The following is a 26,173-nucleotide window of genomic DNA, read 5'->3' on the forward strand; positions in this document are numbered from 1 at the left end:
GCGGAGCCGCTGCCCAGGCTGCGGTTCATGTGTCTGGGGTGCCGAGGTCGATCATGGGGTTGGTGTTGGTGACGACGCGGACAGAGTGATTGCGGGCGTAAGCGGCCAGGGCGACGGAGAGCTTCGGTTCCGAGGCGGAGTGTCGCGCGATTGCGCGCAGGTGGTGCAGCAGTTCAGGTGTCAGCCGGACTCGGCCCTGAAGCAGGCGGAGGCGATCCGTTCCGTGATGCGCGGCCAGTCGCGCGGCGTGCGCGCGGTCGGGCTTCTCGACGAGCCCGGCCATGGCGCAGTCCGGTCCGGTGCCGGCGCGGATGATCACTCCGTGGCTGCCTGCGGTTTCAAAGTCGAACGGTCGGGCGAGGACCGCGGGGTGCGTGGAGTGGCTGCGGCCATGAGTTCGGAGAGCCCCGAGTGGCTCGGATCCACGTTGTCAGCGAAGGCCACGCAGATATCCCCGGTGTGCAGGTGTTCGGTGCCGTTGAGTGCAGAGGTGACATCGGCGTACCGGCCGTGCTGAGCGATGAAGTCCACCCGTAAGCGTTCAGCGGGCGGGACATGACCCAAAGGCTGGCGGGCAGCCGCTGGTACCTGGCCAGGGCCCCGGGGGTCAACACCTGGCGGGTCCAGTCGATGAGCGGGGCGCGTAGTAAGGATGGTGGACCACAACGGCGCGATCGGCGCCGAGGACGGCAGCTTCTAGAACCCGCCGGGGTCTACCAGATGGAGTCCTCGGGCGGCGGATGCCTCAAGGCCGTCGCCGCCGACGACGTCCGGATGATGTCCTGCGCGGACAACCCCGGCAAGCCGCAGCGGCGGAAGGTCAACGCCAGGGCCAGCGGGCAGACCACCATCAAGCCAGGCCGACAGCCGGGCGGGCCGCGCTGCGGCAGGCAGGCGTCACCTTCTGCCGGGGTCGCTGGACCTCAGTTCTGGATTACAGGTGGTGCCTTTTCGTTCGGAGGTCACCAGGTGACGGGCAGCGCGCGCAATCCGCCGGTCACCTTCTCGTTGGCGGTCAGTGTGTTGCGTGTTGCGTGGCGCAGGCGGGGCAGGCGCGGGGGGATTCTGGCGAGGACGGTGGACAGAGCGAGGCGCGTGAGGATGGCGCCGAGGGTGCGGCGGCCGCCGGTGCGGGCAGCGGGATTCCCGCCAACTTGCCGGTTGCTGGATGAGAGGGGCCTTCAACGTGCCACCGTATCCGGCATTGCCGCCGATGCTGCCGTTGCGGCGGTCCAGTTGGATGTAACGGCCGTTTTTGGCACTGAACAGTTCGAAGTACCAGACGTTGGAGTTTGCGGTCAGCGTTGACCCTCCAACGCTGTTCACTCTTGGTGCTGTCGCAGACGGCGGCGACGATGGTGTAGTCATTGATGCTGAGGCAACGTCCGGTGCCCACGCTGCGGAGGGCATACGTGTTGCCTTCGGTCTTGCTCCATTTCCACCAGTGGTGGTCATTCTGGATTCGATGAGCCCAGGCGGACCTGGAACGCGCGCCGCGCCGGATCGCGGACGGGGAAGGCCAGTCCGCCGGGAAGTCCCCGCGCCGGCGAGGGCCCTATGTAGTTTGTCAAGGTGGCGGGTTGGCTTGCTGCTTATGCCGGCTGGCTGGGGGAGGATGTGGTGGGGACGTCAAGTGGACGGTTGAAGGTACGGCCTGTCGAAGACCGGCGGGATGTTCATGACCTGCTGGATGCCGTTCGGCAGCGGCCGAAGGCATGTGTGCGTAAAGGCTCGTTGGAGGAACTGGCGGTGCTGATGTTCGGGTATCACCTCGCCCTTCGGGTCCACGATGTCGATGAACCGTTCGAGTTTCACCGTGGGAGTGGAGGGTTCGCCTCCTGACTCAGCAGGACCCGTGGGTGGTCGATGGCGATTGCACGGGACGCCGCGATCGTGGAGAACCTGCCTGGCGAACCCCCGCGTGATGGGTTCGTGGCTAGGTTGCTGCCGCAGAGTGGTTCCGTGGTCGTCGAGGACTTCGGGCAGGAGTAGGGCCCGCTGAGGACCATCGATACCCGCCCGCATGTGTTCGAGGCGGCCCGACTCGAACACCGCTCTCCTGCGGCGGTCCCGGGATCTGCCCCGGGGCCGCCGCAGGGCGCGCTTTTCCTTCATCGTCGGTTAGTGAGTGGGATGAGGGGCGCCCTGCACGTCTGAACACAGCGGAGTGATCATGGACTTGGGAATTGACGGCAAAGTTTTTCTGGTTACCGGCGGGACCAAGGGGCTGGGCCTCGCGGCCGCCCTCGTGCTTGTGGACGAAGGCGCGCGGGTGGTGGTCTCCTCGCGGAACCAAGGCGCTGTCGATGAAGCCGTCGCGGTATTGGGCAGTCCCGAGAGCGTCTTGGGTCTGGCCGCCGACAACGCCGACGCCGGTGCGGCAGACCAGTTGGTTGCTGCGGCGCTGCGGCGCTTCGGCCGTCTGGATGGCTTGCTGATCAGTGTGGGCGGGCCGCCTGCGGGGCCGATCACCGAGATCACTGATGAGCAGTGGCGGGATTCCTTCGAGTCGGTCTTTCTCGGCGCATTGCGCTTTGCCCGTGCCGCCGCGCCCGTACTCCCGGCCGACGGGGCGATCGGCTTCGTGCTGTCCGTGTCCGTGAAATCCCCGTTGCCGAATATGGGAATCTCGAACGGATTGCGGCCGGGGCTTGCCATGGCGGCCAAGACGCTGGCCGATGAACTGGGTCCCCGTGGTATCAGGGTCAACGGCTTCGTCGTCGGCCCGATCGCGACCGATCGTCTCGAACAATTGGAGCGGGCGCACGGCGATCCTGAGGGGGCGCGCGCCGGGCGAATCGCCGCAATCCCGCTGCGACGCTACGGATCACCCGAGGAGTTCGGACGCTTGGCTGCCGTCATTCTGTCGCCGACGGCGTCCTATGTGACCGGCAGCATGATCCACATCGATGGCGGCGCCCTGCGGGCCCTGTGACGCATCCGCCCAGCATTGAGCGAGTACCTGTCCGGAAGTATGCCGCAGGTGCATCAGGTGCATTCTTTCGGAGGATTGAAATCCCTATCGCCGCATAGGGAGTGATTCGGCCTTGATGATGCTTGTCACGGAATACCTACCTCTGGGAGGCCCGACGTGACCGTGCACGACGAAGGCACCACCATCGCGGCAGATGGCGAGCTACTGGACCTGGCTGACCAGGAACTGGTCCGCGACCCGTTCACCGCTTACGGTCCTGTTCGTGAGCAGGAGCAGATGGTGCGGGGACATGTGCAGGGGGTCGACCCCATGTGGGTGGCCACCCGCCACGACGACATCCGCACCGTCATGAGCGACCCGCACTTCACGATTGACGCCACACAGGTTCCCGGCGCACCGGTCGCCCACCGCACCGAACAGACCTGGCAAGCCCGCGGTATGTACACGGGGCACGAGAAGTACCTACGCGCCGGGATCTTCGACGCGGACGGCCCGGACCATCGCCGCTTGCGTGGTCTGGTCACCGCGGCCTTCTCTCCGGGCCGGGTGGCGGCGTTGCGCCCGCGGATCGAGGCCATCGCCGCCCAGTTGCTGGATCGGCTTCCCGACCACGCCGAGAACGGCGTGGTCGACCTGATCGAACACTTCGCCCGCCCACTGCCCATCACTGTCATCTGCGAGCTCATCGCCGTACCCGAGGCAGACCGCGATCGCTGGCGTACCCGGAGCGCCACACTGACCGCCGGCGTCTGCGGTGACGAACTGGGAGCCGCGCTGGCCGGCATGGTCGAGGACGCGCACGCCCTCGTCGATCTCCACGCCGCCCATCCCGGCAGTGATCTCATCTCCGAGCTGCTCGCACCCCATCACCGCGACCGGCTGAGCACGGACGAGCTGGTCGCTCTCATCACCAACCTGGTCGTCGCCGGGCACATCACCACCGTCAACCTCATCGCGAACAGCACCGAAGCGCTCCTCAGTAACCCCGGCCAAATCGCGGCTCTGCGTGAAGATCCCACGCTCATGAACCACGCCGTCGACGAACTCATGCGCTACTGCGGACCCGTCGTGCGCGCGCTGCCGCGCTACGCCACCTGCGACACCACCGTCGGTGGCACTCCGGTTCGGACCGGGGAAGCCGTTCTCCCGATCGTGTCCGCCGCGAACCGTGACCCCGCCGCCTTCACAGAACCTGACCGTCTCGATGTCGGCCGCTCTCGGCACAGCAGGCAGTCTCATCTCGGATTCGGGCACGGCGCCCACCGCTGCCTGGGCGCACACCTCGCGCAGGAGGAGGCCGCCGTGGCCTTGGCCGCCTTGCTCGACCGCTTCCCCGGTCTGGGCTTCGCCACCGACCCGGCAGATCTGCCACGCGGCGCCAACCCCGTCAACTGGCACCTCAAAGCACTTCCCGTACGCCTCTTCCCTGACGCCCCCGCGACCGGCGCCCCCGGCCACCAGCGGTAGGGCTTGGTCCTGTCCGGCGGATCAACGTCGGGCGCCCGTCCCCGAACGCGGGGAGCGCCCTGGGCCGAGGACGGGTCGCTGATAGGCGAACCAGACGCTCACTGAGTCAGCAGTCACTCTTGCCGTCTTACCCGTACATGTGATCAGCGCCCTGTTCAATTCCTGGCCTGTAAAAAAGCCAGGTCAGCAATTGAACAGGGCGCTTTCTCGTGAGCAGACTCGGCGGGGTGCGGGGCTAAAGGGGCGTGCTACTTGGCCACTGTGGCCAAGTAGCACGCCCCTTACCGTGTTGGCGGGTTGATTCAGTCACAGGCATGTGGCTGTTGTCCTGTGCCATCGCACCTTGATTGTGTGCCATCGGTCCTTGACGGACGTCGGTGGGGACTGCTGCAGGCTTGGGTGACAGCGGGTTTATGCAGCCAGGGCTGCGGCTGGGGTCATGATGGTCTCGTACTCGACGGGGGTCAATCGGGCCCGGCGTCTCTGACGCCGGCGTCGGTGGTAGGTGCACTCGCGTGCGCGAGTGCGGTCTAGGAGGTCACCGACCGTGCGCAGCAGAGTCCCGCGGCGCAGTGTGCGTCACAAGATCGGCTCGCTGCTTGTCACCAAGGGTGCCGGGAACGGGTCACTGCAACGGACCGTCGCGTTCTGTCCGATCAGCCTTCGCTGTCGGTTTGTTGATCGATACGGTGAGAGGCGATTGTCGTCTCGGGGAGGGGAGCCGATGGATCTCGCAGACAGATATCAGGCTTTGGCGCGTGGTGCGCTGTTGGTTGCTGAGTCTGCCGAGGACGCCTACCGGCTGGGTGCCCTTGAACGCTTCCTCAAGCCATGGATCCGGGACAGACTTCACTCACTGGGTGGTCTGCTCGACAGTTGCGACACCAGACATCAACTGGCCGAGTGCACAAGGGCCTTCGCTCAGACAGCCGCCAAGTACTCGGAACTGCGGGACCAACTCTTTTCCGACGTTCACCACACGGGCCCGGAGCCACCCTGGCGGATCGTGGGACAGAGGGCGATGGCGATCCGGGCACAGTGCGGAGTACTGCTGCGACAGCCGACGTTCGTCCTGCGGTGCCTGGATGCCGGCTCGGACGTCCCCGGCGCAGCAACCTGGGACTTCACAGTGATTGCTAATCCGTCTGACCCAGCAGACGAGGGCACGTCGTTCGTCGTCATGGTGTCGACCAGCGACCACACCGGCGGAGTACCCGTTCAGGTGTCCAAGGAGCTTGAGAAGGAACGAGCGTGGTACCAGCAACTGGAGTACGGCTTCTATGCCCTGGGAATCACGCCGTTTCTTACCGCGATCTACGACCCTGATCGCCACCGGAAGCGGACGACCGATGACGGCTGACCTGTCAGGCGTCGCAAATGCGCGGAGTCTGCCGTGTTGTCCGGTCCGAGACCACGGTATTGTCCCCGTGGCCATCGGGCCGGACGTAGCGGCCCTGCACCGGGTCGTCAGGTGCCCGCGATTTGGGCTTCGAGGTCGGCGACCCGCCGGTCCTGGAAGCGGAGGTTGGACCGGGCGGCCTTCAGCCGCTCGTCGAGGTTACGGTTGTCGGCCGTGAGCTGGCGGACGCGCTGCTTGAGGGCGGTGTTCTCGGCGCCCGCTCGCCGGTTCACCTCCGCTCGAGCGGAGGTGAACCGCGTCAGACGGTCAGCGGCAAACGGATGCTGGGGTGCTCTCTGCGCGAGTGGAGGCGAATCGTGCGGTCGCCCTGGGCGTTGGTCATGGCCGAAAGGCTTAGTACCTGATGATGCTGACCGCGAGCCCGTCGCGCGCGGTCTCCTTGTACTTGACGTTCACGTGGCCACTCGGCACCGTTCTTCCAGCCACAGCCGGACTTCCGCTGGAGAGAAGCGCAGCTGCTGGCCTACTCGGAAGCTCGGAACTCCTTCCTTGACGTAATTGTCGTAAACCCATGAAGTCGGCTTACCGAGAAGAGTGGCCAGCTCCCTTACGTCCCGCATCGGCTCACGCACAGACAACCCCAATTGGCTTGCTTCGGCTGCTCGCGACGGATGGTAGTGAGGAACGACGGCCGTACCAAACGGGTGGAGGACTGAGCCCCGGGAACCGTGGGCCGGTCAGCACGAAACCAGCACGCTGCACCCGAACGGGCCGGAATGGGCTCCAGTGGAACCCGGCACCAGGTCAGCACGAGGGGTTCTTCGCCCGATGAGTCTGACGCGCTCCATGCCGTTGACCTGCTCATTTGTGTGGGAGGGCGATACGTGTCAAAGATCGCCCTCCCATTTGGAGAACATCTGGCTCCGCACCAAGCGCTACGACGCGAACGGCAAGGTCAGAAGCGGCACGGACGGGGTGTGCTACCTCTACTGGCCCGCTCGCCCGAGTCCGGCCCAGCGCCGGGTGCTGAGGTCGTTCGGCCTGCTCTGAGCGGGCGCGGCGCCAGGGCCGCCCCGGGGGGAGGCGGCCGTATCCCGCGGCGCGGGCGCAGGCGGAGTGACCGGCCGAAACACCGGGAGGGCGCCGATGCGGGCGCCGGCAGGGATGCGGAGACGGGGCGGGGCGTTCCGGACCCGGGCGGTTCTGGCGGTCGCGGCTCGCTCATGGCCTCTTCGGTGCGACCGGGGCCTCGTCGCCCGCATCGGCCGGGTAGTACACCGCGAGGAACTCCTCCATGGCCGCGTCGACGCCGTCGCGATCGCCCGTGGCGAGCAGATCGAGCAGGAGCCCGCGGACGACGGCGAGCCCGAGGCGGGCGCGGGCGCGGGCCGTGTCGGGATCGGTGCCCCCGGCGGTCTCGACGGCGGCGAGAGGGGTGAGCCAGTCGGTGATGAGACCGTCCAGGACCGGGGCTGCCTCGGGGCGCCCCTGAACCGCCTGTCCGTACAGCTCGAAGAAGAGCCTTGTCTGGGCGGAGAGTTCGGGGGAGGCCATTTGCCGCCACAGATTCCGGGCGGCATCGGCGGGCGAGAGACCGGGCTCGGCGCGGAGCCGGGAGAGCAGGTCGCGCTGGCGTCGCTCGGAGGCCCGGACGATCTCGACCAGCAACTGTTCCTTGGTGCCGAAGTAGTGGATCAGCATGCGGTGGCTGACGCCGATTCCCGCGCCGAGGCGGCGCAGACTCAGATCGGCGATACCGTGGGCGGCCACGTGGTCCACCGCGGAATCGAGAATCCGCGCGCGCCGGTCACCGGTCTGACGAGGACCTTCGCCGTCTTCGGTCCGCCGGTCGTCGCTGCTCTCCATGCCGGGAGTGTACCAAGTGGTACATCTCATGTACCGTTCGGTACATGAGACCCGTCATCGTGTCGACCGACGTGGCGCAGACGCCCGAGCAGGTCTACGACTTCCTTGATGTGATGGCCCACCACGAGCGGTTCACCGATCACTACCTGACCGATTGGCGCTACAGCGGACCCGCTCGGGGCGTCGGCTCCCGCGCGACGGTCACGGCGACGCTGGGTGGGCGGCGGACGGACGTGACGATCGAGGTCGTCGAGGCGCGGGCGCCCCGGCGCATCGTGGAGCGGAACACCAGCGCGGCCGGGAGACGGCAGGCGAACGGGACCTACCTGGTGGAGGGTTCGGCGACCGGCGGGAGCCGTATCTCGTTCACGTACTCCTGGGCACGCGCCCCGCTTTCCGACCGGCTGTTCGCCCCCGCCGTCCGAGCCGTGATGAGGCGGGCCAACCGCACGGTGATGCTGAGGCTGGCCGAGGCGTTGGCGCAAGAGGCGGCGCGGTCCGAGGCCCCGCCCGTCCCGTAGCGGTTTCGTCACGAGGGCGGCGTGAACCCGCCACCGTCGCGAGCCGGTGTCCGCCTGTGGGGGAGACTCGGGATCCGGGGGCGGAGCGGTTCGAGGCAGGGGGCGAGACGATGACCGGCGCGGCGGCGCAGTTGCGCAGGATGCGGGACCTCGCTGTCCAGATCATGCACGAACGCGACCCCGACGCCTTGCACCCCCTCGTCCTGGCGGAGCTGCTGAGGGCCTGCGACGCGGAAGCCGCCGTGTGCAAGGAGAGCGACTGGCGGCCGGACGAAGGCGCGATGTCCATCGTCGCGGTCCCGGCAGCGCGATCCGAGTTCGACCAGCCGCAGGCCCGTCGGCTCATCAGGCTCGGCCGCCCGTTCGCCGAGCACTACACCTCGACGGGAGACTCCAGCCCCCGACCGGCAGATGCACTGGGCCGCCTCCAGCACCTGCGTGATGTGCGCCGCTTCGCCCCCGGACGGCGCTTCGCCTTCGGTATCCCGCTGCCGGGCTCGTACGCGCCCGTACGCGGCTACGTACTGTTCCGGCCTGACGCGGTCTTCGGCCCGGCGGCCCTCGCTTACGGCATCGAGGTGCAGCCGCTCCTGGTGGCCGTGGACCGGCAGCGCATCCTGCTCAGCCAGTGGCGCGCCGGTGCGGCTGCCGTGTCGTCGGGCTGTCACGACTGCCGGGCGCCCATGCCGGCGGACGCGGCACCGTACGGGCTGACACCCCGTGAGACGACGGTGCTGCTCCTCCTCGCGGACGCCCTCACCACCACCGCGATCGGCCGACGGCTCGGCATCAGTGCCCGCACCGTCAACAAACACATCGAGCGGATCTACCGCAAGCTCGGTACCCGCGACCGGCTCTCCACCGTGCACAGTGCCCGGCTGAGCGGACTGCTGTCGACCCCCTGCCCCTCACACCGGGAGTCGTGAGGGCTCCGGACCGCCCACCCCCTGCACACCGGGGGCGCTCGCCGGGCCGCTCACCGGCAGTTGTTGACGAAGAGCACCCAACTCCAGTCGGCCGTGTCGTCCTGGGCGAAGGCCCCGCCATCGACCCATCGAACCGTTGCGGTGTTGTCCTTGAACTGGGCGACGGTCCCGGTGGTCTGATTGTTGATCCAGGATCCGATGGTGGTCCACGGGATGATGTAGTCGTCGCACCTGTACATCTGGATCTGGTCGCCCCACCATTGCGAGTTCTGGAAGGCGCAGAAGGTCTTGCTGTCGCAGCTGTCGAGGATCCTCTTCGTCCCGGTGAGTTCCCGTGCGCGCTTCTCCCCGGGCAGGGTGAGCACGACGGAGCTTCCGCCGCCGAGGTCGATCTTGTTGGCCGCGACCTGTTTCCCGCCCATGGTGGTCAGATAGCCGTCCACTCGGCGCTGAAGGGCGGCGGCGTCCGCATCGGTGAGGCCCTCCTTGTGCGCCTGAGCCGCGAAGGTCGCGGCCCGGGACTCCCCGGAGGGTGCGGCGGCCGACGCTGTACCGGCGACGGTGAAGCCGGTGAGCAGTGCGCATACGGAGGCAAGGGTGGCGGTTTTACGCAGCATCGCTCTCTCCCGTTCCTTCCGGCCCGAGGTCTTCGGGCCCCGAGCGGCAGGATGGCATGGCCATGAGGGAGCAAGAAGGGGCTCGCGATACGCACAAGTGCGTACGTTCGTCGTCGGTCCGCCACGCCCGCCGACACGGCTGGTTCCGGTCCCGTCGGTCTCGCCCAGCACGGCGTCGACCGGGGCCCGGTCCTGCCCTTGACGTGGTACGAGATCGGCCGGGTAATGCTCAGCCCGGCATGCTCGGCGATCCTCCCCGACGACTGTGCTGAGGGAGCGTGCGTACGGAACTCGTGACCCGGCCCTGCCGTGCTGCTGGAGCCGTGCGGGAGGCGCACACTGGAAGTGCACGCCGAGCGTGCCGGTGATGGGGCTCACCGCAACCGCGGTCGATGACCGCTGACGGTCCCTGGTTGTCGTACTGCGACCAGGAGGAGCCATGCCCACGCCCACCGCGCCCCGGCTGTCGTACTTCGTCATCGAAAGCCATACGGAGGAGGGCGCCCGCGCCCGGGTCGAGGCGGCCGCCGGTTTCTGCCCCGCCCACACCCGGCGCCTGCTCGCCGACGCCTCGGCCTCATGGCAGATGCCCCAGGTCCACGATCTCGCACTCGCCGGATGGACACGGCTGCTCGATGCCCCGGACGCACGCCGTGCCCGGCGTCCGTGCTGTGCGGCGGACGACGACGCGACCGAGCGGGCGTCGGAGACGCTGCTGCTCCACGACCCCGTGCGTGCCGACGAGTACACGCGCACGCACGGCATCTGCCTGCGCCGCGCCGTGAACTGGCGGGGCACGCGGGAGGGCCCCGTTCACGCGGTGCCGGCCGGCCGAACGGCGCTGCTGCGCCGGGAGACCGATGAAGTGCTGCGCAAGCAGAACCGGCGCACCCGGCACGAGATCGAGGGCGCCGAGAGACAGGTGGTGCGTCGCGCACCCACGCTGCTCGACGGGCGGATCCACGCCGGACTGCCGGCCCCACCGCATGACGTCGCCCCCGCCCCTTCCGATGACGTACCGAATGGCCAAGCCCCCATGCCAGGAGGAAATCATGGAGTTCGACGTGACGGTGGAGATCCCCCGGGGATCCCGCAACAAGTACGAGATGGACCACACACTGCACCGCATCCGCCTGGACCGGCTGCTGTTCACCTCCACCAAGTACCCGGCGGACTACGGCTACATCGAGGCCACGCTGGGCCGCGACGGCGACCCGCTCGACGCCCTCGTCCTGGTCGGCGAACCGACGTTCCCGGGCTGCGTCGTCGAGTGCCGGGCCGTCGGCATGTTCGTCATGAAGGACGAGAAAGGGCCCGACGAGAAGGTCCTCTGCGTGCCCGCCCACGATCCGCGCTACGCCACCGTGCAGGACATCACCGACATCCCCACCTTCGACACCCTGGAGATCACCCACTTCTTCGAGGTCTACAAGGACCTCGAACCAGGCAAGTCGGTCGAGGGGTCCCACTGGGAAGGACGGGACGCGGCGTATGCGGAGATCGAAGCATCCCGCGTACGCGCCCTCGGAGGGGAAGCCGGAGCACCCTCGTGACCACCATGGGCGTTTCCGGGCGAGCTGATCCTCCTCCGGCACGGGCAGAGCACCACCAACGCGGAGGGCCGCTTCACCGGCTGGGCCGATGTCGCCCTGACACCGCACGGCGAGCAGCAGGCGGTACGGGCGGCAGGGCTGCCGGCCCGCGACGGTCCCGTACCCGGCCTCGTGCTCACCTCGGTGCTGCGGAGGTCGATCCGCACCGCGGACATCCTCCTGTCGCACCTGGACCGTGCCTGGGTTCCCGTCCACCGCACCTGGCGGCTGAACGAGCGCCAGTACGGGCCACTGACGGGGCGCGTCGAACGCGAGGTACGCCGGGAAGCCGGCCTCTCGCGGTATCAGGCGTGGCGCCGGTCGCTCACCGGGGCCCCCGCTCCGCTCGCGGAGGACGAACTCGCCCGCCTGCGGGAGGTGGAGAACCTGAACATCCCGACCGGTGCCCCGTTGCTCCACCGGTTCGACGCCGCGCTGCGTTCCACCGTGTGCGGCGGGCGCTACGCGGAGCCCGATGCAGCGCGGACCGCCGCCGAGGCCGTGGCCGTCGAGGGGCACGGCTGACGCCGCTTCCCGCACCACGGCCGACTGCCGACCGATGAAGGACGCACATCATGTCACTGCGTATGTCCGGGCTGCGCGCCGTGGAGATTCTCGACTCCCGCGCCCGCCCGACCCCCGCCGTCAGCCTCATCACCCCGGACGGCATACGCATCCGGGCGGGAGTCCCCTCCGGGGTGTCCACGGGCACCCGCGAGGCGGTGGAACTGCGTGACGGAGACCCCGCCCGGTTCGCCGGTCAGGGCGTCACCCAGGCCGTCGGCCATGTCAACGGGGAGATCGCGCAGGCCCTGGTGGGCCGCGACTTCGCGTCCGCGGCCGAGGTGGATGCCGCGCTGATCGCGCTGGACGGCACGGACGCCAAGGCGCGGCTCGGCGCCAACGCGATCACCGGCGTCTCGCTCGCGGCGGCCCGCGCCGAGGCCGTCGCCGCGGGCAAGGACCTGTGGCGGTCCCTCGCGGGCGTCGCGGGCACCATTCCCCGGCTGCCCGTTCCGCACTTCAACGTCGTCAACGGAGGCACCCACGCCGCCAACAACCTGGACTTCCAGGAATTCATGCTCGCCCCACTCGGTGCCCCCGGCCTTCCCGAAGCCGTCCGGGCGGGTGCGGAGGTGTACGCACGGCTCAAGGCCCGCCTGGCATCGGACGGCCATCCGACCGGGCTCGGCGACGAGGGCGGCTACGCGCCGGACATCGAGCGCCCCGAGGACGTACTGACCGTCCTGGTGGAGGCGATCGAGGACGCCGGCTACCCACTCGGCCGGGACGGCGTCGCCATCGCCATCGACCCGGCCGCCGGCGAATTCCGGGAGGGCGGGCGATACCGGGTGGCGGGCGAGGAGCTCACCTCCGACCAGCTCATCGACCGCTACGAGGAGATGACCGGCCGCTTCCCGGTGTGGAGCATCGAGGACGGCCTCGCCGAGGACGACTGGGACGGCTGGGTCCGGCTCACCGAACGCCTCGGCGACCGCGTCCAGTTGATGGGCGACGACATCTTCGTCACCGACCCGGCCGTCATCACCCGGGCCATCAACCGCAAGGTCGGCAACTCCGCACTGATCAAGGTCAATCAGATCGGCACCGTCACCGAAACGCTGGAAGCCATGCGGATCTGCCGCGAGGCCGGATACACGCAGATGGTCTCCCACCGCTCCGGTGAGACGCCGGACGCCTTCATCGCCGACCTGGCGGTGGGCACCGGCTGCGGGCAGCTGAAGTCCGGCGCCCCGGCCCGCGGCGAGCGCGTCGCCAAGTACAACCGCCTCCTCGAACTCGCCGACGCACCCCCCCGAACGCTCCCCTTCGGGCTCGACGACGCCTGAACCGAACGAGGCGGCCAGGAGAACCGGTCGGCCGGGCGTACCCCCCCCGCGCCGGTCCCGACTCACGGTCGGCCTGCCGGGACGGGGCTCATCGAGGCGTGACGCGCACACCGCGGGGCACGGCGAAATCCGTGAACTCCGCCGTGCCCGGCGCGAGATGCGCCCACGGGCCGGGCAGCTCCAGAACGGCGACCGCGGAAGTCGGGAACTTGACCCGGGCCCGCCCGAACGCCTCCGCGTCCCCGTCTCCCGCGAGGGACAGGACCAGGTCCTGCACCCCGGGCTGGTGGCCGATCAGCAGAACGGTCCGGCGTCGCTCCGGCACGTCCCGCACAACTCCCACCAGGGCGGCCGCGCTCGCCCCGTACACCCGCTGCTCGAACACCACCTCCGGCGACGCACTCAGCTGTGCCGCGACCAGATCCCAGGTCTCGCGGGTACGCCGCGCGGTCGAGCAGATGACCAGGTCGGGCACGCAACCCGTCTCGTGCAGCAGTCGCCCGGCCGCCGGGGCGTCGCGGCGGCCCCGGCCCGCGAGCGGGCGTTCGTGATCGGGCACACCCTCCGGCCGGGCCGACTTGGCGTGCCGCAGCACGATCAGCCTCGCCGCCCTCGGTCCGGACACCGTCTCACCCCGCCTCCGGCAGCGGGGCGCACCCGATCTCGCGCATGAGTTCCACGCCGAGCATCCGGTCCAGGGACACGAAGGTCTCGAACTTCGCGCCCTCGGGCATGCTGTCGGCCACCTCGGCACGGAGCAGCAGATCGAGTACGGCCGGGGTGTCGAGGTCCGCCGCCAGAGCGTCGGCCGCCGCGCGGCCGAACTCCCGCGGTACCGGCTTCGACGGCGAGCACGCCCAGTGCGCCACCCGCTCCCGCCAGCGCAGTAGTCTCCGCTCGGCACCGGCCACATCGTCCGGTGTGAGCGTGGCGGGCCGGTGGTACGGGTGGCCGAGCAATGCGAGCCTGACGGCCAGCAGATCCTCGCCCCTGGCCGGAGACAGGCCCTGCGCCCCGGCCCCGGCCCCGTCCACGCGCCCCGCCTCCACCCACACCCCTCGTTCGGCATCGTGTCGTCCGTCGCCGAAGACGTTCACGTCGGCCGGGCCCCCGAGGACATCGAGCGCATCCTCGACGCTGCCGGTGAATACGGCCGGGGGGTGCACTCCGAGGGCGGTCATGAAGGTCTCCACCGTCCTGACCCGCTCCGGTGACGGCTCAGGGAGCACGCAGGCCCGGATCAGCTGGCGGCCGTCCGCCTCCAGCGTGCGCATCAGCACGTCCGCGACGACGAGTACCCGTGCGTGGACCGGTCCCGGTGCGCCGTTGGTGATCGGCAGGTGCACGCTCATCCGCAGCAGCCGATGGCGAGCCGACGGCAGTGCCACCGCGTGACGCGTACGGCCGTCGATGATCGTCGTCACCGCCCGACTCCTTTCGCTCCGTCCGGTCCCCGTCACTCCCCGTGTGTGGCTCACTCCATGCAGCCGGTGAGCTGGAGATAGGTGTGCCGGGCATCCGCCACCAGCCGGTCGGCCTCCCTCCGGCTGCCGCAGCCCGTCACCCGGTAGGCGGTGTCGGGGGAGAGTCGGCCGAGCGCCGCCGCCCATGCGGCGGGCTCCGCGTGCCGGCGGCCCAGATCCGTGGTGTCGACCAGATCGACGAAGGGTTCGGCCTCGGCCACGCACACCACTTCGTCCAGGTCATGTCGGCCGTCGCTCAGGTGGAGCACCGCCACCGGCCAGGCGCTCACCTCGTCCCCCGGGCGTGCCGGCTCCTGCATCAGGACCATGGTCCGCACGGACCGGCCCTCCGTGTCCAGGGTGTCCTCCACGCTGCCTTCGCCCACGGGCCAGCCACCGGCGCGACTCGGCGCGTCACGTATGCCGGCCCCCGGACCGCCGTGCCTCCCGATGGAGGACCCGATCGTCGACTCGACGTCGACCGTGATGCGAGGCACCGTGCCCACCTCCTGTCATGCCAGTCGGCTGGATCACGCAGAGGCCGTCAGCGCCGCATCGGCGAGCCTCATCGCCCGATGTGTCCAGTGTCCCGCGCACGGCCGGGCGGTACAACTGCCGGTCCCGGCCGGGTGGGAGAACGCTCCAGGCGCCCGGTAAGCTCGCCGGAGCGGTGGGTTCGATCCCATCGCACGGCGGTGGGGCCCGCCGTACCCGAACCGCGGCAACAACGCCGCCAACGGTCCCTACTTGCGACGCGCACCCGTGTACGGATGCGCCCGGCGAGTAGGAGACGTACGTGGAAGAGCCCCGGACCCCGGTGCTGCACGAGCAGGCCGACCCCGATGTCGACCTCCCCGTCCCCGGGCCACACGACGACCAGCGGCCGCGACAGGGTCCCGTGATGGTCGCCGTCGCGCTCGGTGGCGCGGCGGGGCGGCCGCACGGTACGGGGCATCGCTGCTGTGGCCCACCGCGGCCCATGCCTTCCCGTGGACGACCCTGGCCGTCAACGCCGTCGGCTGCGCGGTGACCGGCGTGTTCATGGTGGTGATCACCGATGTCCGGGCGGCCCACCGACTGGTACGCCCCTGCTTCGGCACCGGTGTTCTCGGCGGCTTCACCACCTTCTCCACGTACGCCACCGACATCCAGCGCCCGGTCGAGGACGACGAAGCACGCACCGGCCTGGCCTACCTGGCCCTCACCCTGCTCGCCGCCCTCGCCTCCGTCCGGATCGCGGTCACCGTGACACGCCGCGTCGTCGAAGGGAGGCAGCCATGAGACCCACCGGTTCCGCGCCGCGCGTCACCGTCCTCGTCGGCGAGAACGACATGTGGCACCACAAACCCCTCTTCACCGAGATCGTCCACCGGGCCCACAGGGCCGGGCCGGCCGGAGCCTCCGTCTTCCGCGGCATCGAAGGCCTCGGGGCCTCCTCGCCGATCCACACGATGCGCCTGCCGTCCCTCAGCGAGGACCTGCCCGTCGCCATCGTGATGGTCGACACCCACGACCGGATCCGGGCCTTCCTGCCGCAGCTCGACGAGCTCGTCCCCGAGGGCTTCGTCATCCTCGACGACTGCGAAGTCATCCGCTGCGCCGGCCGTGACAAGGAGGGGCAGTGAACTGGCTGCTCGTGATCGCGGGCGCCATGATCGGCGCCCCACTGCGCTACCTCACCGACCGCACCGTCCAGTCCCGGCACGACCCCCTCTTCCCCTGGGGCACCTTCACCGTCAACGTGGTCGGCTGCCTGATCCTCGGGCTGCTCACCGGCGCGGTCGCGGCCGGGGCCGCGCCGTCCCCGGTACGGCTCTTCGCCGGCACCGGGCTGTGCGGCGCCCTGACGACCTACTCCACCTTCTCGTACGAGACGCTGCGCCCGGCCGAGGACGGGGCACGCTTCTACGCGGCGGCCAACGTCACGGCGAGCGTGGTGGCCGGACTCGGAGCCGCTTTCACCGGCGCGGCGCTCGCACGGGCCATCCGGGGACAGCCGTCCCGCGAAGCACCGCGAGGGGTCGTGGCTTCTCGCCGCTGTCGGTAGCTCTTGTCGGGGGAGGGGAGTGGACGATGAGGCTGACCTCGTCGGGTGGGACTGGTGCGAACCGGCGTGCACGGCGCGCTCGATGGGCCGGGACGACACCGTTCGATCCCTGTGCGCCCTACCGGGGGTCATGGGCCCTGGGAATGATGAGCTGACCGCAAGGGATCCAGACGACACCGCGCACCTGCCTCCCGGCCAGGTGGACATGCGGTGGAAGGAGTCCACATTGTTGCTTCTCATCTCCCCGGACAGCGTCGAGGAAGCCCTCGACTGCGCGAAGGCGGCGGACCACCTCGACATCGTCGATGTCAAGAAGCCCGACGAGGGCTCGCTCGGTGCGAACTACCCGTGGGTCATCAGGGAGATCCGTGACGCGGTCCCGGGGGACAAGCCGGTGTCCGCCACCGTGGGAGACGTGCCGTACAAGCCCGGCACGGTGGCCCAGGCGGCGCTCGGCGCTGCCGTCTCCGGAGCCACGTACATCAAGGTCGGCCTCTACGGATGCACGACGCCCGACCAGGCCATCGACGTCATGCGCGGGGTCGTCCGGGCGGTGAAGGACTACCGGCCGGACGCGTTCGTCGTCGCCTCGGGCTACGCCGACGCCCACCGGATCGGTTGCGTCAACCCGCTCGCCCTGCCCGACATCGCCCGCCGCTCCGGCTCCGACGCGGCCATGCTCGACACCGCCGTCAAGGACGGGACCCGGCTGTTCGACCACGTTCCGCCGGAGGTCTGCGCGGAGTTCGTCCGACGGGCCCACGAGGCCGAGCTGCTCGCCGCCCTCGCGGGCAGTGTGAAGGTGGAGGACCTCGGCACACTGACTCGCATCGGCACCGACATCGTGGGGGTGCGCGGGGCGGTCTGCGAGGGGGGCGACCGCACCACCGGACGGATCCAGCCGCACCTGGTGGCCGCCTTCCGGGCGGAGATGGACCGGCATGCCCGGGAACACACGGCTGCCGTCACCGCCGCGAGTTGACCGCGACATGCCGACAAGTCAGCTCCGTCAGCCGACGCCCGGCACCGTCGGCGAGCGCTTCGCCGTCCTCGATCCGGCAACGGGCGAGGCATTCGGGGAGGCCCCCGACCAGCAGCCGGACGAGTTGGACGCCGTCGTCGGCCGGGCCCACGAGGCCTGGCGCGGCTGGCGCGCCGACCGCGACGCCCGCACCGCCGCCCTGTGCGCGGCAGCCGACGCCGTGGAGGCGGCCGGCACGGAGATCGCTCCTCTGCTCACCCGTGAACAGGGCAAACCCCTGGCCGAGTCGTACGCGGAGATCGCCCGCACGGCGGCCCGCCTGCGCTACTTCGCCGAGCTCGACCCCGGGCCCCGGCCCCTCTCGGACGGCCGCCCGGTACGCAGCGAGATCCGCTGGCGACCGCTCGGGCCCGTCGCCGCGATCGTCCCGTGGAACTTCCCCCTCCAACTGGCGTCGGCGAAACTGGCGCCCGCGCTCGCCGCAGGCAACACGGTGGTGCTCAAGCCCTCGCCCTTCACCCCCCTCGCCACCCGGCTGCTCGGATCCGTCCTCGCCACCGCCCTCCCCGAGGACGTACTCACGATCGTCAGCGGCCATGAACCCCTCGGGGCCCGCCTGGCCTCCCACCCGGGGATCCGCCATGTGACCTTCACCGGTTCCGTTCCCACCGGACGGGCCGTCGCGGCGGGCGCGGCGGCCTCGCTCGGCCGCGTCACCCTGGAGCTGGGCGGCAACGACGCCGCCGTCCTCCTGGCCGACGTGGACGTGGAGCGCATCGCGGACCGGCTGTTCTGGGCGGCGTTCCGCAACTGCGGGCAGGTCTGCATGGCGGTCAAGCGCGTCTACGCCCCGGCCCGGCTCTACTCCGACGTCGTCGAGGCCCTCGCCCAGCGCGCGAAGGCCGCCGTCGTCGGAGCGGGCCTCGACCCGGGCACGGAACTGGGCCCGGTCAACAACGCCCCCCAACTGGCCCGGGTCGAGCGCTACACCGCCCAGGCCCTGGCCGACGGCGCCCGAGCCGCGGCCGGCGGTCACCGGCTGGACCGTCCGGGCTACTTCCACGCCCCGACGATCCTGGCCGATGTCCCTCCCGACAGTCCGGTGGTGACGGAGGAGCAGTTCGGGCCGGTGCTGCCGGTGTTGCCGTACCGGAGCCTCGACGAAGCCGTCGAGGCGGCCAACGGCACCGGCTTCGGACTGGGCGGCTCGGTGTGGGGGACCGATCTCGACCGGGCCGAGGCGGTCGCCGACCGGCTGGAGTGCGGGACGGCATGGATCAACCACCACGCCGAACTCTCCCTCGCCCAGCCCTTCGCGGGCATCAAGGACAGCGGCCTCGGCGTCGCGGGCGGGCCGTGGGGGCTCTACGGGAACCTCCGGCCGTTCGTCGTGCACCGCCCGGAGGAGGCATGACGATGAGGTTCGGCGCGGCGGTGCTGCGCTCGTACGAGAGCAGGTTCGCCGTAGAGGAGGTGATCCTGAACACCGGACCGGCCGACGGCGAGATCCTGGTCAGGATCGCGGGCTGCGGGATGTGCCGGACCGATCTCGCGGTCCGGCGTTCGGCGGGCCGCACACCCCTGCCCGCGGTGCTCGGCCACGAGGGGGCCGGGGTCGTGGTGGAGACGGGCGGCCCGGACACCGGCCTGAACAAGGGCGACCACGTCGTGCTCAGTTTCGACTCCTGCGGGCACTGCCGGAACTGCCTGGCCGCCGCCCCCGCCTACTGCGACTCCTTCGCCTCGCTCAACCTCTTCGGAGGACGCGAGGAGAACGCCGCGCGGTTCACCGACGCGGCCGGAGGCGGACTGGCCCCCCGGTGGTTCGGCCAGTCCGCGTTCGCCGAGTACGCGGTGGTTCCGGCCCGCAACGCCGTCCGGGCCGACCCCGCGCTGCCCATCGAACTGCTCGGGCCGCTCGGCTGCGGCTTCCTCACCGGCGCCGGGGCCGTCTTCAACTCCTTCGGCGCCGGACCCGGCGACACCCTCGCGGTCTTCGGCGCGGGCGCGGTGGGCCTGGCCGCGGTGATGGCGGCGTCCGCCTCCGGAGCGACGACCGTGGCCGTCGACCGGCACCCCGAACGGCTGGCCCTCGCCGAACGATTCGGCGCGATCCCACTGCACGCCGCATCGGCCGACCTGCCCGGCCGCATCCAGCGACTGACCGAAGGCGGTGCGCAGTACGCGCTGGACACCACGGCCTCCGCCCCGCTGATCAACGACGCGCTCCGGGCCCTGCGCCCGACCGGCCGCCTCGGCCTGGTCGCACGGCTCCGCACCGCGCTGCCGCTCGAACCGGGGGCACTGGACCGGGGCAGGACCATGTCCCACATCTGCGAGGGGGACGCGGTCCCGGGCCTGCTGATCCCGCGACTGACCGGGCTGTGGCAGGCCGGGCGGTTCCCCTTCGACGAGCTGATCCGTACGTACCCGCTCGCCGACATCAACGAGGCCGAACGCGACTGCGACGCGGGCCGCGTGGTCAAACCCGTCCTGCTTCCGGAGGGGAGAAGCGGATGAACGAGGTACCCGATGCCCTGCCCGTCCGGTGGCCGCGGCACCCCGCACCATCCAGCGCTCCTCGATGAACGGAGCGCCCCGAGCGGTGGCGCCGTGCGTCCGCCGCTGATCCATCATTCGCGATCCTCGCAGTTCGCGGTCTCAACTCGCCCAAGGGAGCACCTGTGGTCGGCACAACGTCTGTGAACACCGGAGTGGAAGGCGTGGAAGGAGGTGTCGGCCTGACCGCACTCCTGGTCGCCGCGGCGCGCGCGATCGAGACCCACCGCGACGACGCCCTGGCACGGGACGTCTACGCGGAACACTTCGTGCTCGCCGCACCGGCATCCGCCGACTGGCCCGTCCGTTTACAACAGGTTCCGGACGGGGACGCCAACCCGCTGTGGGGGCGGTTCGCGCGCTACTTCGGTCTGCGGACGAGGGTTCTCGACGACTTCCTCCTCCGGTCGGTGTACACCGGCGGCATCCGCCAAGTGGTGCTGCTCGGCGCGGGGTTGGACACGCGGGCGTTCCGGCTCGACTGGCCTGCCGGCTGCACGGTCTTCGAGATCGACAGGGAAGGCGTGCTGGCGTTCAAGCACAAGGTGCTGGACGGCCTGTCGGCCGCTCCGAAGGCGGCGCGCGTGCCCGTCCCGGCCGATCTGCGCGACGACTGGGCCGGGGCGCTGGCCGCCGCAGGCTTCGACGCGGCCGTACCGAGTGTCTGGCTGGCCGAGGGTCTGCTCTTCTACCTGCCCGCCGCGGCCGAGACGCACCTCATCGACACGGTGGACCGGTTGAGCGCGGGAGGAAGCGCCCTGGCGTTCGAGGTCAAGCTCGACAAGGACCTGCTGGAATACCGCGACAGCCCGCTCTACACCTCGACGGCGGACCAGATCGGCATCGACCTGCTCCACCTGTTCGCCCGGGAGCAGCGCCCCGACTCCGCCGGTGATCTGGCGGGCAAGGGCTGGTCCACATCGGTCCGGACGCCCTTCGACTACACCCGCCATCACGGACGCGGCCCGTTGCCCGAGCAGAACGACGCACTGGCGGGCAACCGATGGGTGTTCGCCAACAAGCCCCGGCCGTGACACCGTCGGACAACCGGGCCGCCGGCCGCGCCCGGCGGAACGAAGCACCTGCACGGCGGTACTCGCGCCTGACGCGCTCGCCCGTCCGGCCGGCCACCCGAGGGCGGCCGGGCAGGTGAGCCGATCGACCGGATCGGGCGACCCGTTCGGCGGTCGCCCGAAGGGCGCGACAGAAGTTGCGTCACCCGTGCGGCGGTCCCGGCGTGCAGCTGATCGCGCTGCCCGCGAGCCTAGGATCCGTCACCGGACGACGGAACGATGCCCGTCTTGCCCCGGTACGGGCGGGCCCGCTGGGCGATCGAAGGAGACGGGATGCCGCACCGCGCCGGTAGAACCCGTTGGCGGCGCTTCGCGGTGATCCTGGTACCGAGCGTCGCGGCCTGTGCGGCCCTCGGTATCGCCATGGCACAGGGTGCGCTGGCCGCGTCGTTCCTCATCTCCGGCCAGAGGTTCCAGGTCACCGCCGACGCCCTGACCATCCGTGGATTCAGCCTCTACAGCATGGTGGACGTCTCCAGGAAGGGCGAGGCCGTGCCGGTCCTGGTCACCGGAGCCGGACACGCGGCGATCAGCGGGCTGTGCCAGTCCGTGACGGTCGACGTCCCGGTACTCGGCCCGCAGACGTTGAAGCTCACCGGCGGCAACGAGCGTCCGGCCGAAGCGTCGAACATGTTCCTCGACGCGACGTTCGAGTCGGTCGGGCAGGCGAACTTCAACGGCATCGACATCGGTATCGCACAGGGGGAGATCACCAAGGGGCCGGTCTCACCGGGTGACAGGGACGCGCGCTCCTTCGACCCCAACGGTTTGGCGCAGCAGGCCGAGTCGGCCACCCTGACCGATGTGCACGTGACCGCGGTCGCGATCTCCGCCGGCACGTTCAATGTGCCCGGTCTGCACGTGCAGATCCAGCAGGGCCGCCACGAATGCCTCTGACCCCGCAGCGGACAGCACGGCACCCGTTCTCCCGTATCCGCCTCGCGCGGTCCCTGCGCACGCCGCACCTCCGACGAGGACGACACATGACCACGCACATCTCCGGCGGACACCACCGGCTGCGCCCTGCGGCGGTTCACGCCCGGCACCGGTTCAGAGCCTGGCGTCGTGAACGTCCCTTCTGGGCCGGGCTCTTCACCTCGGCGGCAGGTCTGCCCATCCTGTACTGGCCCTACGCGAACCTGGACCTGGGCGGAATTCCGCTGGCCCTGTCGACCACCTCCGGCGCCGGATCGCTGGTCATCGGAGTCCTGCTCGTGACCCTGGGCGTCACCCTCTGGTACCGCCCCCAGCTCCGGGTATTCGCCGGAATCGCCACCCTCCTGCTCGCCCTCATCTCGTTTCCCGTCGCGAACTTCGGCGGCCTCTTCCTCGGGCTGGTCTCCGGGCTGATCGGCGGCGCGCTGGCCTGCGCCTGGCTTCCACCCGTGGCCGACGAGCCGTTGCCGGTATCGACGGACCACGCGCCCGCCGCCGTTCCGGCAGGAGACGGCCTACGTGACAACTGACAACCGGACCCACGGCAGCGACGGCGTACTGACGCTCCACGTCCACCAGCTGCCCGGCACGGTCACTGCGCTGGGCGACGCCCCGCCGCCGCACGACCGCACCGTCACCGTCACCACCGACTCCGTACCTCCCTGGCTGGCGCACCCGGCCGCTCCCGCCCGCACGATCGCCTTCGCCGACGCGACCGTTTCACCGGTCGGGCGATTCGGTGGCGACCTGTCCGTCTCGGGGCCGCAGCTCCGCTCGTGGGCCGGGTGACCGGCGGGCCCACGACCGTCAGGTCCCCCGCCGGAGCGGCCGGATGTGCGGCATCGCCGTGCTCACTCCCGCCGCGTCGGTGCTTCCGGGGCCGCCAGTCCGGCGTAGAAGGCGTTCTGCGGTGGCACGCCCGCGATCTGCGCGTACGCCACGCACTCGGGGACGATCAGCGCCCATGTCGTCAGGGCGCCGAGCACATCGCCACGTACGTCGCGGCCGCTCGGGCCCGGAAGGCCCCGCAGCACCGGGAGCCGCATCGCCCTGCCGGTTCTGTCGGCCACCTGCGTGCCCTCCTTGCGCGTCGGGGTCCTTCCGGTGACGAGTGATTCAGGGAGTGATGAGTGGTTCAGGGAGTGACGATGGCGAAGTCGGGGTCGGGGGCGGTGAGGTAGCCGAGAAGTTCGGCGAACGTGCCGGGGTCGCCGGAGATCTCGGCACGCCCCTGGCCGGCGAGGTCGGAGAGGTCGGCGGTGCCCATGAGGATCGCGCGCAGGTCGGCCTCGGTCAGGGCGATCTCGGGGTCGGGGGCGCGTTCGCCGGGTGCTGTTCCGGTGGTGTGGATGAGGACGCCGTTGCGCAGCCGCAGGGTGACCGGGGCCGCGTCGGGTACCCGGAAGCGGATCGCGAGGTCGGCGTGCCAGCTGCGGGGCCCGTCGATCCGGATGGCGAGGGACTCGAAGAGCTGGTCGAGGGTCAGGGCGCTCAGGAGGTCCGGGGAGGCGGCGACGGTGGGTGTACCGACCGGTCCCTTGCGCAGTTCCAGAGCACCGGTGAGGTAGAAGTTGCGCCAGGTGCCGTTCTCGCTGCCGTAGCCGAGCTGTTCGAGCGCGTCCGCATGGAGGGCCCGTGCCTCGGTGTGGTCGGGCTCGGCGAACAGGACGTGGTTGACGACCTGGACGACCCAGCGGAAATCACCGGCGTCGTAGGAATCGCGGGCGCGGCGCAGGATGGTGTCGGCCCCGCCCATGAATTCGACGTAGCGGGTGGCGGCTTCGACAGGGGGGGTGTTCCCACAGGTGGGCGGGGTTGCCGTCGAACCAGCCCAGGTAGTGCTGGTAGACAGCCTTGGTGTTGTGGCTGACCGAACCGTAGTAGCCGTGGGTGTGCCAGGCGCGTTCCAGAGCCGGTGGCACCTGGATGGTCTCGGCGATCTCCAGCGCGGTCAGCCCCTGATTGAGCAGGCGCAGGGTCTGGTCGTGCAGGTAGGCGTAGAGGCCTCGCTGCTCCGACAGGAAGGCGAGGACGCGCTCGCGCCCCCACGTCGGCCAGTGGTGGGACGCGAAGGCGACATCGACGCCGCCGGCGAACAACCGGATGGCCTCGGTGAGGTAGTGGGCCCACACATGGGGGTTGCGGACCTGGGCGCCGCGCAGGGTGAGGAGGTTGTGCAGGTTGTGCGTCGCGTTCTCGGCCATGCACAGCGCCGAGTGGTCGGGGAAGTGGATGTTGAGTTCGGCCGGGGCCTCGGTACCGGGGGTGAGGTGGAAGACCATCCGGATGCCGTCGACCGTCTCGCTCTGCCCGGTGTGCGTGACGTCCAGAGTGGGCGGGATCAGACCCACGGCACCGGTGGACGTGCTCTGTCCGAGCCCCGCGCCGATCTGCCCGCGTGCCCCGGTGGGCAGAGCGGCTCCGTACATGTAGGCGGAACGGCGGCCCATGGCCGTCCCGGCGTAGACGTTCTCGCTGACCGCGTGCTCCAGGAAGCCCTCGGGGGCGATGACCGGCACCCCGCCGTCGATGTCCTCCTGGCGGACCACCCCTCTGACACCGCCGAAGTGGTCGACGTGGCTGTGCGTGTACAGCACTCCGGTCACCGGCCGGTCCCCACGATGACGCCGGTACAGCGCGAGGGCTGCCGCGGCCGTCTCCGCGCTGATGAGGGGGTCGATGACGAGGATGCCGCTGTCACCCTCGACGATCGTCATGTTCGACAGGTCGAAGCCCCGGACCTGGTAGATGCCCTCGACCACCTCGAACAGACCGTGCCGGCCACCAGGCGGCCCTGCCGCCACAGGCTGGGGTTGGCGGTGTCCGAGCAGTCCCCGTCGAGGAAGCCGTACGCGTCCAGGTCCCATACACCGGCCCCGTTGCCGTTGCCGCGTACCGTGGTTTCCGCGGCCGTTCCGACGAAGCACCTTTGCGCGTCTTCAAAGTCCTGTGTGTCGTCGAAGGGGTAGCGCTTGCGGACCTCGGCATTGCCCGCGACAATGCTGGGTTCCGCGGCTCTGGACTCACTGGTATCGGTCAAGGTGGGGCTCCATCACGTCGACGGGTACCCGGAGAACGCTGCCTGTCACGCTTCCCCAAGGCCACGACCCGAGCCACTCACCTCGGCCATTCGGGGGACCCCGGGCACAGGGGGGCGGGCCTCGGTGGCGCGCGGACCGCCGTGACAGGGCGGGCACCCGGCACACATCGCACCACACAAGGGGACACCATGGGCAAACAACGCATCACCGTCTGTCTTCAGCCCGTCGGCCCCGACGGGCTGAAGCAGGCGATGGAACAGGCGATGGCCCCTTTCTGGTACGACCGTGAGGACCGCCCCCACCCGGACTGGGTGGGCGAGTGGAGCTACTGGTTTGTCTCCGGGGCGGGCTGTCTCCTCGATGTACTTCCCGGCCACGAGGACGACCCCCGGCTCGTGCGGTACGACGACTGGGTCAACCCCCCCCCCGTGGACCTGCCGCTCTCCCGCTGTCACGGCGGTCCGCGCGGCATCCTCGACCTCGACACGCCCCGCGCCGCAGAGGCCCGCCGGGCGGCCGGCACCTGGACGGCGTACCACGCCTTCGCCGACCGCTACCCGCCCGCGCTGCCCTTCCGCCACTTCGCCGAGCGGGTCAGGAACCTGGAGCCCGAACACGCCAGGGAGGCCGCTGCCGTCGCCTTCCGTGAACAGCCCCTGATCCAGGCGATCGAGGCCGACCCCGCCCTGGAGGAACGGTTCACCTTCGACCCCGCCCTCCACTTCGACGAGGACCGGGAGACCTACGTGACCCGCCATGTGGCCGCCGTGCTGCCCACGCCCGCCCTGCTCACCCTCGAAGGCCGGTGGGTGGAGGCCGGCGGCCTCGACTACAAGCGGATGTTCAACGCCTATCTGGACGGCCTGCCCGGCGACACGATGGTCGTACGGGTGCTCTACCACTCGTGACGCAGTGCGGTGGTACGCCGGCCGGGACTC

At 70.2% G+C, this 26,173-nt stretch carries 29 protein-coding genes, 3 pseudogenes and 1 riboswitch; of the genes and pseudogenes, 21 read left to right on the forward strand and 11 right to left on the reverse strand.

The features are described from left to right. Window positions 1–25: 25 nt before the first annotated feature. Complete coding sequence (locus GA0115234_RS37000; RefSeq protein ID WP_093550536.1) at window positions 26–319, reverse strand: hypothetical protein; 294 nt, start codon at window positions 317–319, stop codon at window positions 26–28. Between the two features lie 1,310 nt (window positions 320–1,629). Next, window positions 1,630–1,815 carry a hypothetical protein gene (locus GA0115234_RS37010; RefSeq protein ID WP_093550540.1) on the reverse strand — a complete coding sequence of 62 codons (186 nt, stop codon included), beginning with the start codon at window positions 1,813–1,815 and terminating at the stop codon, window positions 1,630–1,632. Window positions 1,816–1,866: 51 nt separating this feature from the next. On the opposite strand from GA0115234_RS37010, the gene GA0115234_RS43985 reads away from it, so the two are divergent. The 4 genes from GA0115234_RS43985 (at window position 1,867) to GA0115234_RS37025 (ending at window position 5,762) form a co-directional block, all read left to right on the forward strand. Next, window positions 1,867–1,992, forward strand: a complete 126-nt coding sequence (locus GA0115234_RS43985) for a hypothetical protein (protein WP_256088904.1) — start codon at window positions 1,867–1,869, stop codon at window positions 1,990–1,992. Window positions 1,993–2,173: 181 nt separating this feature from the next. Continuing rightward, the gene (locus GA0115234_RS37015) at window positions 2,174–2,935 is read left to right on the forward strand and encodes an SDR family oxidoreductase (protein WP_093550634.1); all 762 of its coding nucleotides are present in this window, start codon (window positions 2,174–2,176) and stop codon (window positions 2,933–2,935) included. A 156-nt stretch (window positions 2,936–3,091) separates the two neighbouring features. Further along, entirely contained in the window at window positions 3,092–4,402 is a 1,311-nt protein-coding gene (locus tag GA0115234_RS37020; RefSeq protein ID WP_256088905.1) for a cytochrome P450 family protein, read from the forward strand. 724 nt (window positions 4,403–5,126) lie between these two features. Then, entirely contained in the window at window positions 5,127–5,762 is a 636-nt protein-coding gene (locus tag GA0115234_RS37025; RefSeq protein ID WP_093550542.1) for a hypothetical protein, read from the forward strand. 107 nt (window positions 5,763–5,869) lie between these two features. Here the strand turns inward: GA0115234_RS37025 and GA0115234_RS42665 are convergent, their stop codons facing one another. Both GA0115234_RS42665 and GA0115234_RS44545 read right to left on the reverse strand, forming a co-directional pair. Next, window positions 5,870–6,034: a hypothetical protein gene (locus GA0115234_RS42665; protein ID WP_176729382.1), complete on the reverse strand. Its 165-nt coding sequence runs from the start codon at window positions 6,032–6,034 to the stop codon at window positions 5,870–5,872. Window positions 6,035–6,214: 180 nt separating this feature from the next. Next, the gene (locus tag GA0115234_RS44545) at window positions 6,215–6,382 is read right to left on the reverse strand and encodes a helix-turn-helix domain-containing protein (protein WP_107405842.1); all 168 of its coding nucleotides are present in this window, start codon (window positions 6,380–6,382) and stop codon (window positions 6,215–6,217) included. A gap of 289 nt (window positions 6,383–6,671) precedes the next feature. On the opposite strand from GA0115234_RS44545, the pseudogene GA0115234_RS42025 reads away from it, so the two are divergent. Next, window positions 6,672–6,812: pseudogene (locus GA0115234_RS42025) on the forward strand (peptidase C39 family protein); the annotation flags it as partial. A gap of 171 nt (window positions 6,813–6,983) precedes the next feature. Here the strand turns inward: GA0115234_RS42025 and GA0115234_RS37030 are convergent. Then, window positions 6,984–7,628, reverse strand: a complete 645-nt coding sequence (locus GA0115234_RS37030) for a TetR/AcrR family transcriptional regulator (protein WP_093550544.1) — start codon at window positions 7,626–7,628, stop codon at window positions 6,984–6,986. Between the two features lie 44 nt (window positions 7,629–7,672). Here GA0115234_RS37030 and GA0115234_RS37035 point away from each other — a divergent pair, with 44 nt between their 5' ends. Beyond that, complete coding sequence (locus tag GA0115234_RS37035) at window positions 7,673–8,149, forward strand: SRPBCC family protein (protein WP_093550546.1); 477 nt, start codon at window positions 7,673–7,675, stop codon at window positions 8,147–8,149. 56 nt (window positions 8,150–8,205) lie between these two features. Next, complete coding sequence (locus tag GA0115234_RS37040; RefSeq protein ID WP_141718531.1) at window positions 8,206–9,075, forward strand: helix-turn-helix transcriptional regulator; 870 nt, start codon at window positions 8,206–8,208, stop codon at window positions 9,073–9,075. Window positions 9,076–9,125: 50 nt separating this feature from the next. Here the strand turns inward: GA0115234_RS37040 and GA0115234_RS37045 are convergent, their stop codons facing one another. Next, entirely contained in the window at window positions 9,126–9,692 is a 567-nt protein-coding gene (locus GA0115234_RS37045; RefSeq protein ID WP_093550550.1) for a hypothetical protein, read from the reverse strand. Between the two features lie 354 nt (window positions 9,693–10,046). Further along, window positions 10,047–10,111: riboswitch (Fluoride riboswitch) on the forward strand. A 633-nt stretch (window positions 10,112–10,744) separates the two neighbouring features. Here GA0115234_RS37045 and GA0115234_RS37055 point away from each other — a divergent pair. Genes GA0115234_RS37055 through eno form a run of 3 tightly spaced genes read left to right on the forward strand, consistent with a single transcriptional unit; the run spans window position 10,745 to window position 13,134 of the window. Next, the gene (locus GA0115234_RS37055; RefSeq protein ID WP_093550554.1) at window positions 10,745–11,245 is read left to right on the forward strand and encodes an inorganic diphosphatase; all 501 of its coding nucleotides are present in this window, start codon (window positions 10,745–10,747) and stop codon (window positions 11,243–11,245) included. Window positions 11,246–11,272: 27 nt separating this feature from the next. Then, window positions 11,273–11,809: a 2,3-bisphosphoglycerate-dependent phosphoglycerate mutase gene (locus GA0115234_RS37060; protein ID WP_256088908.1), complete on the forward strand. Its 537-nt coding sequence runs from the start codon at window positions 11,273–11,275 to the stop codon at window positions 11,807–11,809. A gap of 50 nt (window positions 11,810–11,859) precedes the next feature. Further along, window positions 11,860–13,134: a phosphopyruvate hydratase gene (gene eno / locus GA0115234_RS37065; RefSeq protein ID WP_093550558.1), complete on the forward strand. Its 1,275-nt coding sequence runs from the start codon at window positions 11,860–11,862 to the stop codon at window positions 13,132–13,134. Between the two features lie 88 nt (window positions 13,135–13,222). Here the strand turns inward: eno and GA0115234_RS42030 are convergent, their stop codons facing one another. From GA0115234_RS42030 to GA0115234_RS37080, 3 genes are read right to left on the reverse strand one after another with little or no spacing between them, the layout of a single operon-like run. Then, window positions 13,223–13,759 (reverse strand): SixA phosphatase family protein, encoded by a 537-nt coding sequence (locus tag GA0115234_RS42030; protein WP_256088906.1) that lies wholly within the window; start codon window positions 13,757–13,759, stop codon window positions 13,223–13,225. Between the two features lie 4 nt (window positions 13,760–13,763). Continuing rightward, entirely contained in the window at window positions 13,764–14,558 is a 795-nt protein-coding gene (locus tag GA0115234_RS43990) for a hypothetical protein (RefSeq protein ID WP_107405843.1), read from the reverse strand. A gap of 50 nt (window positions 14,559–14,608) precedes the next feature. Next, the gene (locus GA0115234_RS37080; RefSeq protein WP_161275737.1) at window positions 14,609–15,094 is read right to left on the reverse strand and encodes an inorganic diphosphatase; all 486 of its coding nucleotides are present in this window, start codon (window positions 15,092–15,094) and stop codon (window positions 14,609–14,611) included. 404 nt (window positions 15,095–15,498) lie between these two features. On the opposite strand from GA0115234_RS37080, the pseudogene GA0115234_RS37085 reads away from it, so the two are divergent. The 10 genes and pseudogenes from GA0115234_RS37085 (at window position 15,499) to GA0115234_RS37130 (ending at window position 22,983) form a co-directional block, all read left to right on the forward strand. Continuing rightward, a pseudogene (locus GA0115234_RS37085) lies at window positions 15,499–15,878 on the forward strand (CrcB family protein). Next, window positions 15,875–16,222, forward strand: coding sequence for a DUF190 domain-containing protein (locus GA0115234_RS37090; protein ID WP_093550565.1), 348 nt, complete (start codon window positions 15,875–15,877; stop codon window positions 16,220–16,222). Before GA0115234_RS37085 ends, GA0115234_RS37090 begins: the two are co-directional and overlap by 4 nt. Beyond that, on the forward strand, window positions 16,219–16,644 hold the full coding sequence (crcB, locus tag GA0115234_RS37095) for a fluoride efflux transporter CrcB (protein WP_093550567.1): 426 nt from the start codon (window positions 16,219–16,221) through the stop codon (window positions 16,642–16,644). Before GA0115234_RS37090 ends, crcB begins: the two co-directional genes overlap by 4 nt. A 205-nt stretch (window positions 16,645–16,849) precedes the next feature. Continuing rightward, the gene (locus tag GA0115234_RS37100) at window positions 16,850–17,626 is read left to right on the forward strand and encodes a (5-formylfuran-3-yl)methyl phosphate synthase (protein WP_093550638.1); all 777 of its coding nucleotides are present in this window, start codon (window positions 16,850–16,852) and stop codon (window positions 17,624–17,626) included. 7 nt (window positions 17,627–17,633) lie between these two features. After that, a complete protein-coding gene (locus GA0115234_RS37105) occupies window positions 17,634–19,040 on the forward strand; it encodes an aldehyde dehydrogenase family protein (protein ID WP_093550569.1) in 1,407 nt (468 codons plus the stop codon). Window positions 19,041–19,042: 2 nt separating this feature from the next. Further along, window positions 19,043–20,146: an NAD(P)-dependent alcohol dehydrogenase gene (locus GA0115234_RS37110; protein WP_093550571.1), complete on the forward strand. Its 1,104-nt coding sequence runs from the start codon at window positions 19,043–19,045 to the stop codon at window positions 20,144–20,146. Between the two features lie 203 nt (window positions 20,147–20,349). Next, window positions 20,350–21,219 carry an SAM-dependent methyltransferase gene (locus tag GA0115234_RS37115; protein ID WP_370804724.1) on the forward strand — a complete coding sequence of 290 codons (870 nt, stop codon included), beginning with the start codon at window positions 20,350–20,352 and terminating at the stop codon, window positions 21,217–21,219. Window positions 21,220–21,477: 258 nt separating this feature from the next. Further along, window positions 21,478–22,155: a DUF6230 family protein gene (locus GA0115234_RS37120; protein WP_237542046.1), complete on the forward strand. Its 678-nt coding sequence runs from the start codon at window positions 21,478–21,480 to the stop codon at window positions 22,153–22,155. Between the two features lie 86 nt (window positions 22,156–22,241). Beyond that, entirely contained in the window at window positions 22,242–22,724 is a 483-nt protein-coding gene (locus GA0115234_RS37125) for a DUF6114 domain-containing protein (protein WP_093550577.1), read from the forward strand. Next, window positions 22,714–22,983 (forward strand): hypothetical protein, encoded by a 270-nt coding sequence (locus GA0115234_RS37130; RefSeq protein WP_093550579.1) that lies wholly within the window; start codon window positions 22,714–22,716, stop codon window positions 22,981–22,983. Before GA0115234_RS37125 ends, GA0115234_RS37130 begins: the two co-directional genes overlap by 11 nt. Before the next feature lie 62 nt (window positions 22,984–23,045). Here the strand turns inward: GA0115234_RS37130 and GA0115234_RS37135 are convergent, their stop codons facing one another. Next, a complete protein-coding gene (locus GA0115234_RS37135; protein ID WP_093550581.1) occupies window positions 23,046–23,264 on the reverse strand; it encodes a hypothetical protein in 219 nt (72 codons plus the stop codon). Between the two features lie 65 nt (window positions 23,265–23,329). Next, window positions 23,330–25,195 (reverse strand): annotated as a pseudogene (locus tag GA0115234_RS37140) (alkyl/aryl-sulfatase). A gap of 228 nt (window positions 25,196–25,423) precedes the next feature. Between GA0115234_RS37140 and GA0115234_RS37145 the strand changes: the two are divergent. Continuing rightward, window positions 25,424–26,143, forward strand: a complete 720-nt coding sequence (locus GA0115234_RS37145; protein WP_093550583.1) for a hypothetical protein — start codon at window positions 25,424–25,426, stop codon at window positions 26,141–26,143. The last annotated feature ends 30 nt before the right edge of the window (window positions 26,144–26,173 follow it).

The organism is Streptomyces sp. DvalAA-43, assembly GCF_900091725.1.
In the GTDB taxonomy this organism is placed as follows: Bacteria; Actinomycetota; Actinomycetes; order Streptomycetales; family Streptomycetaceae; genus Streptomyces; species Streptomyces pulveraceus.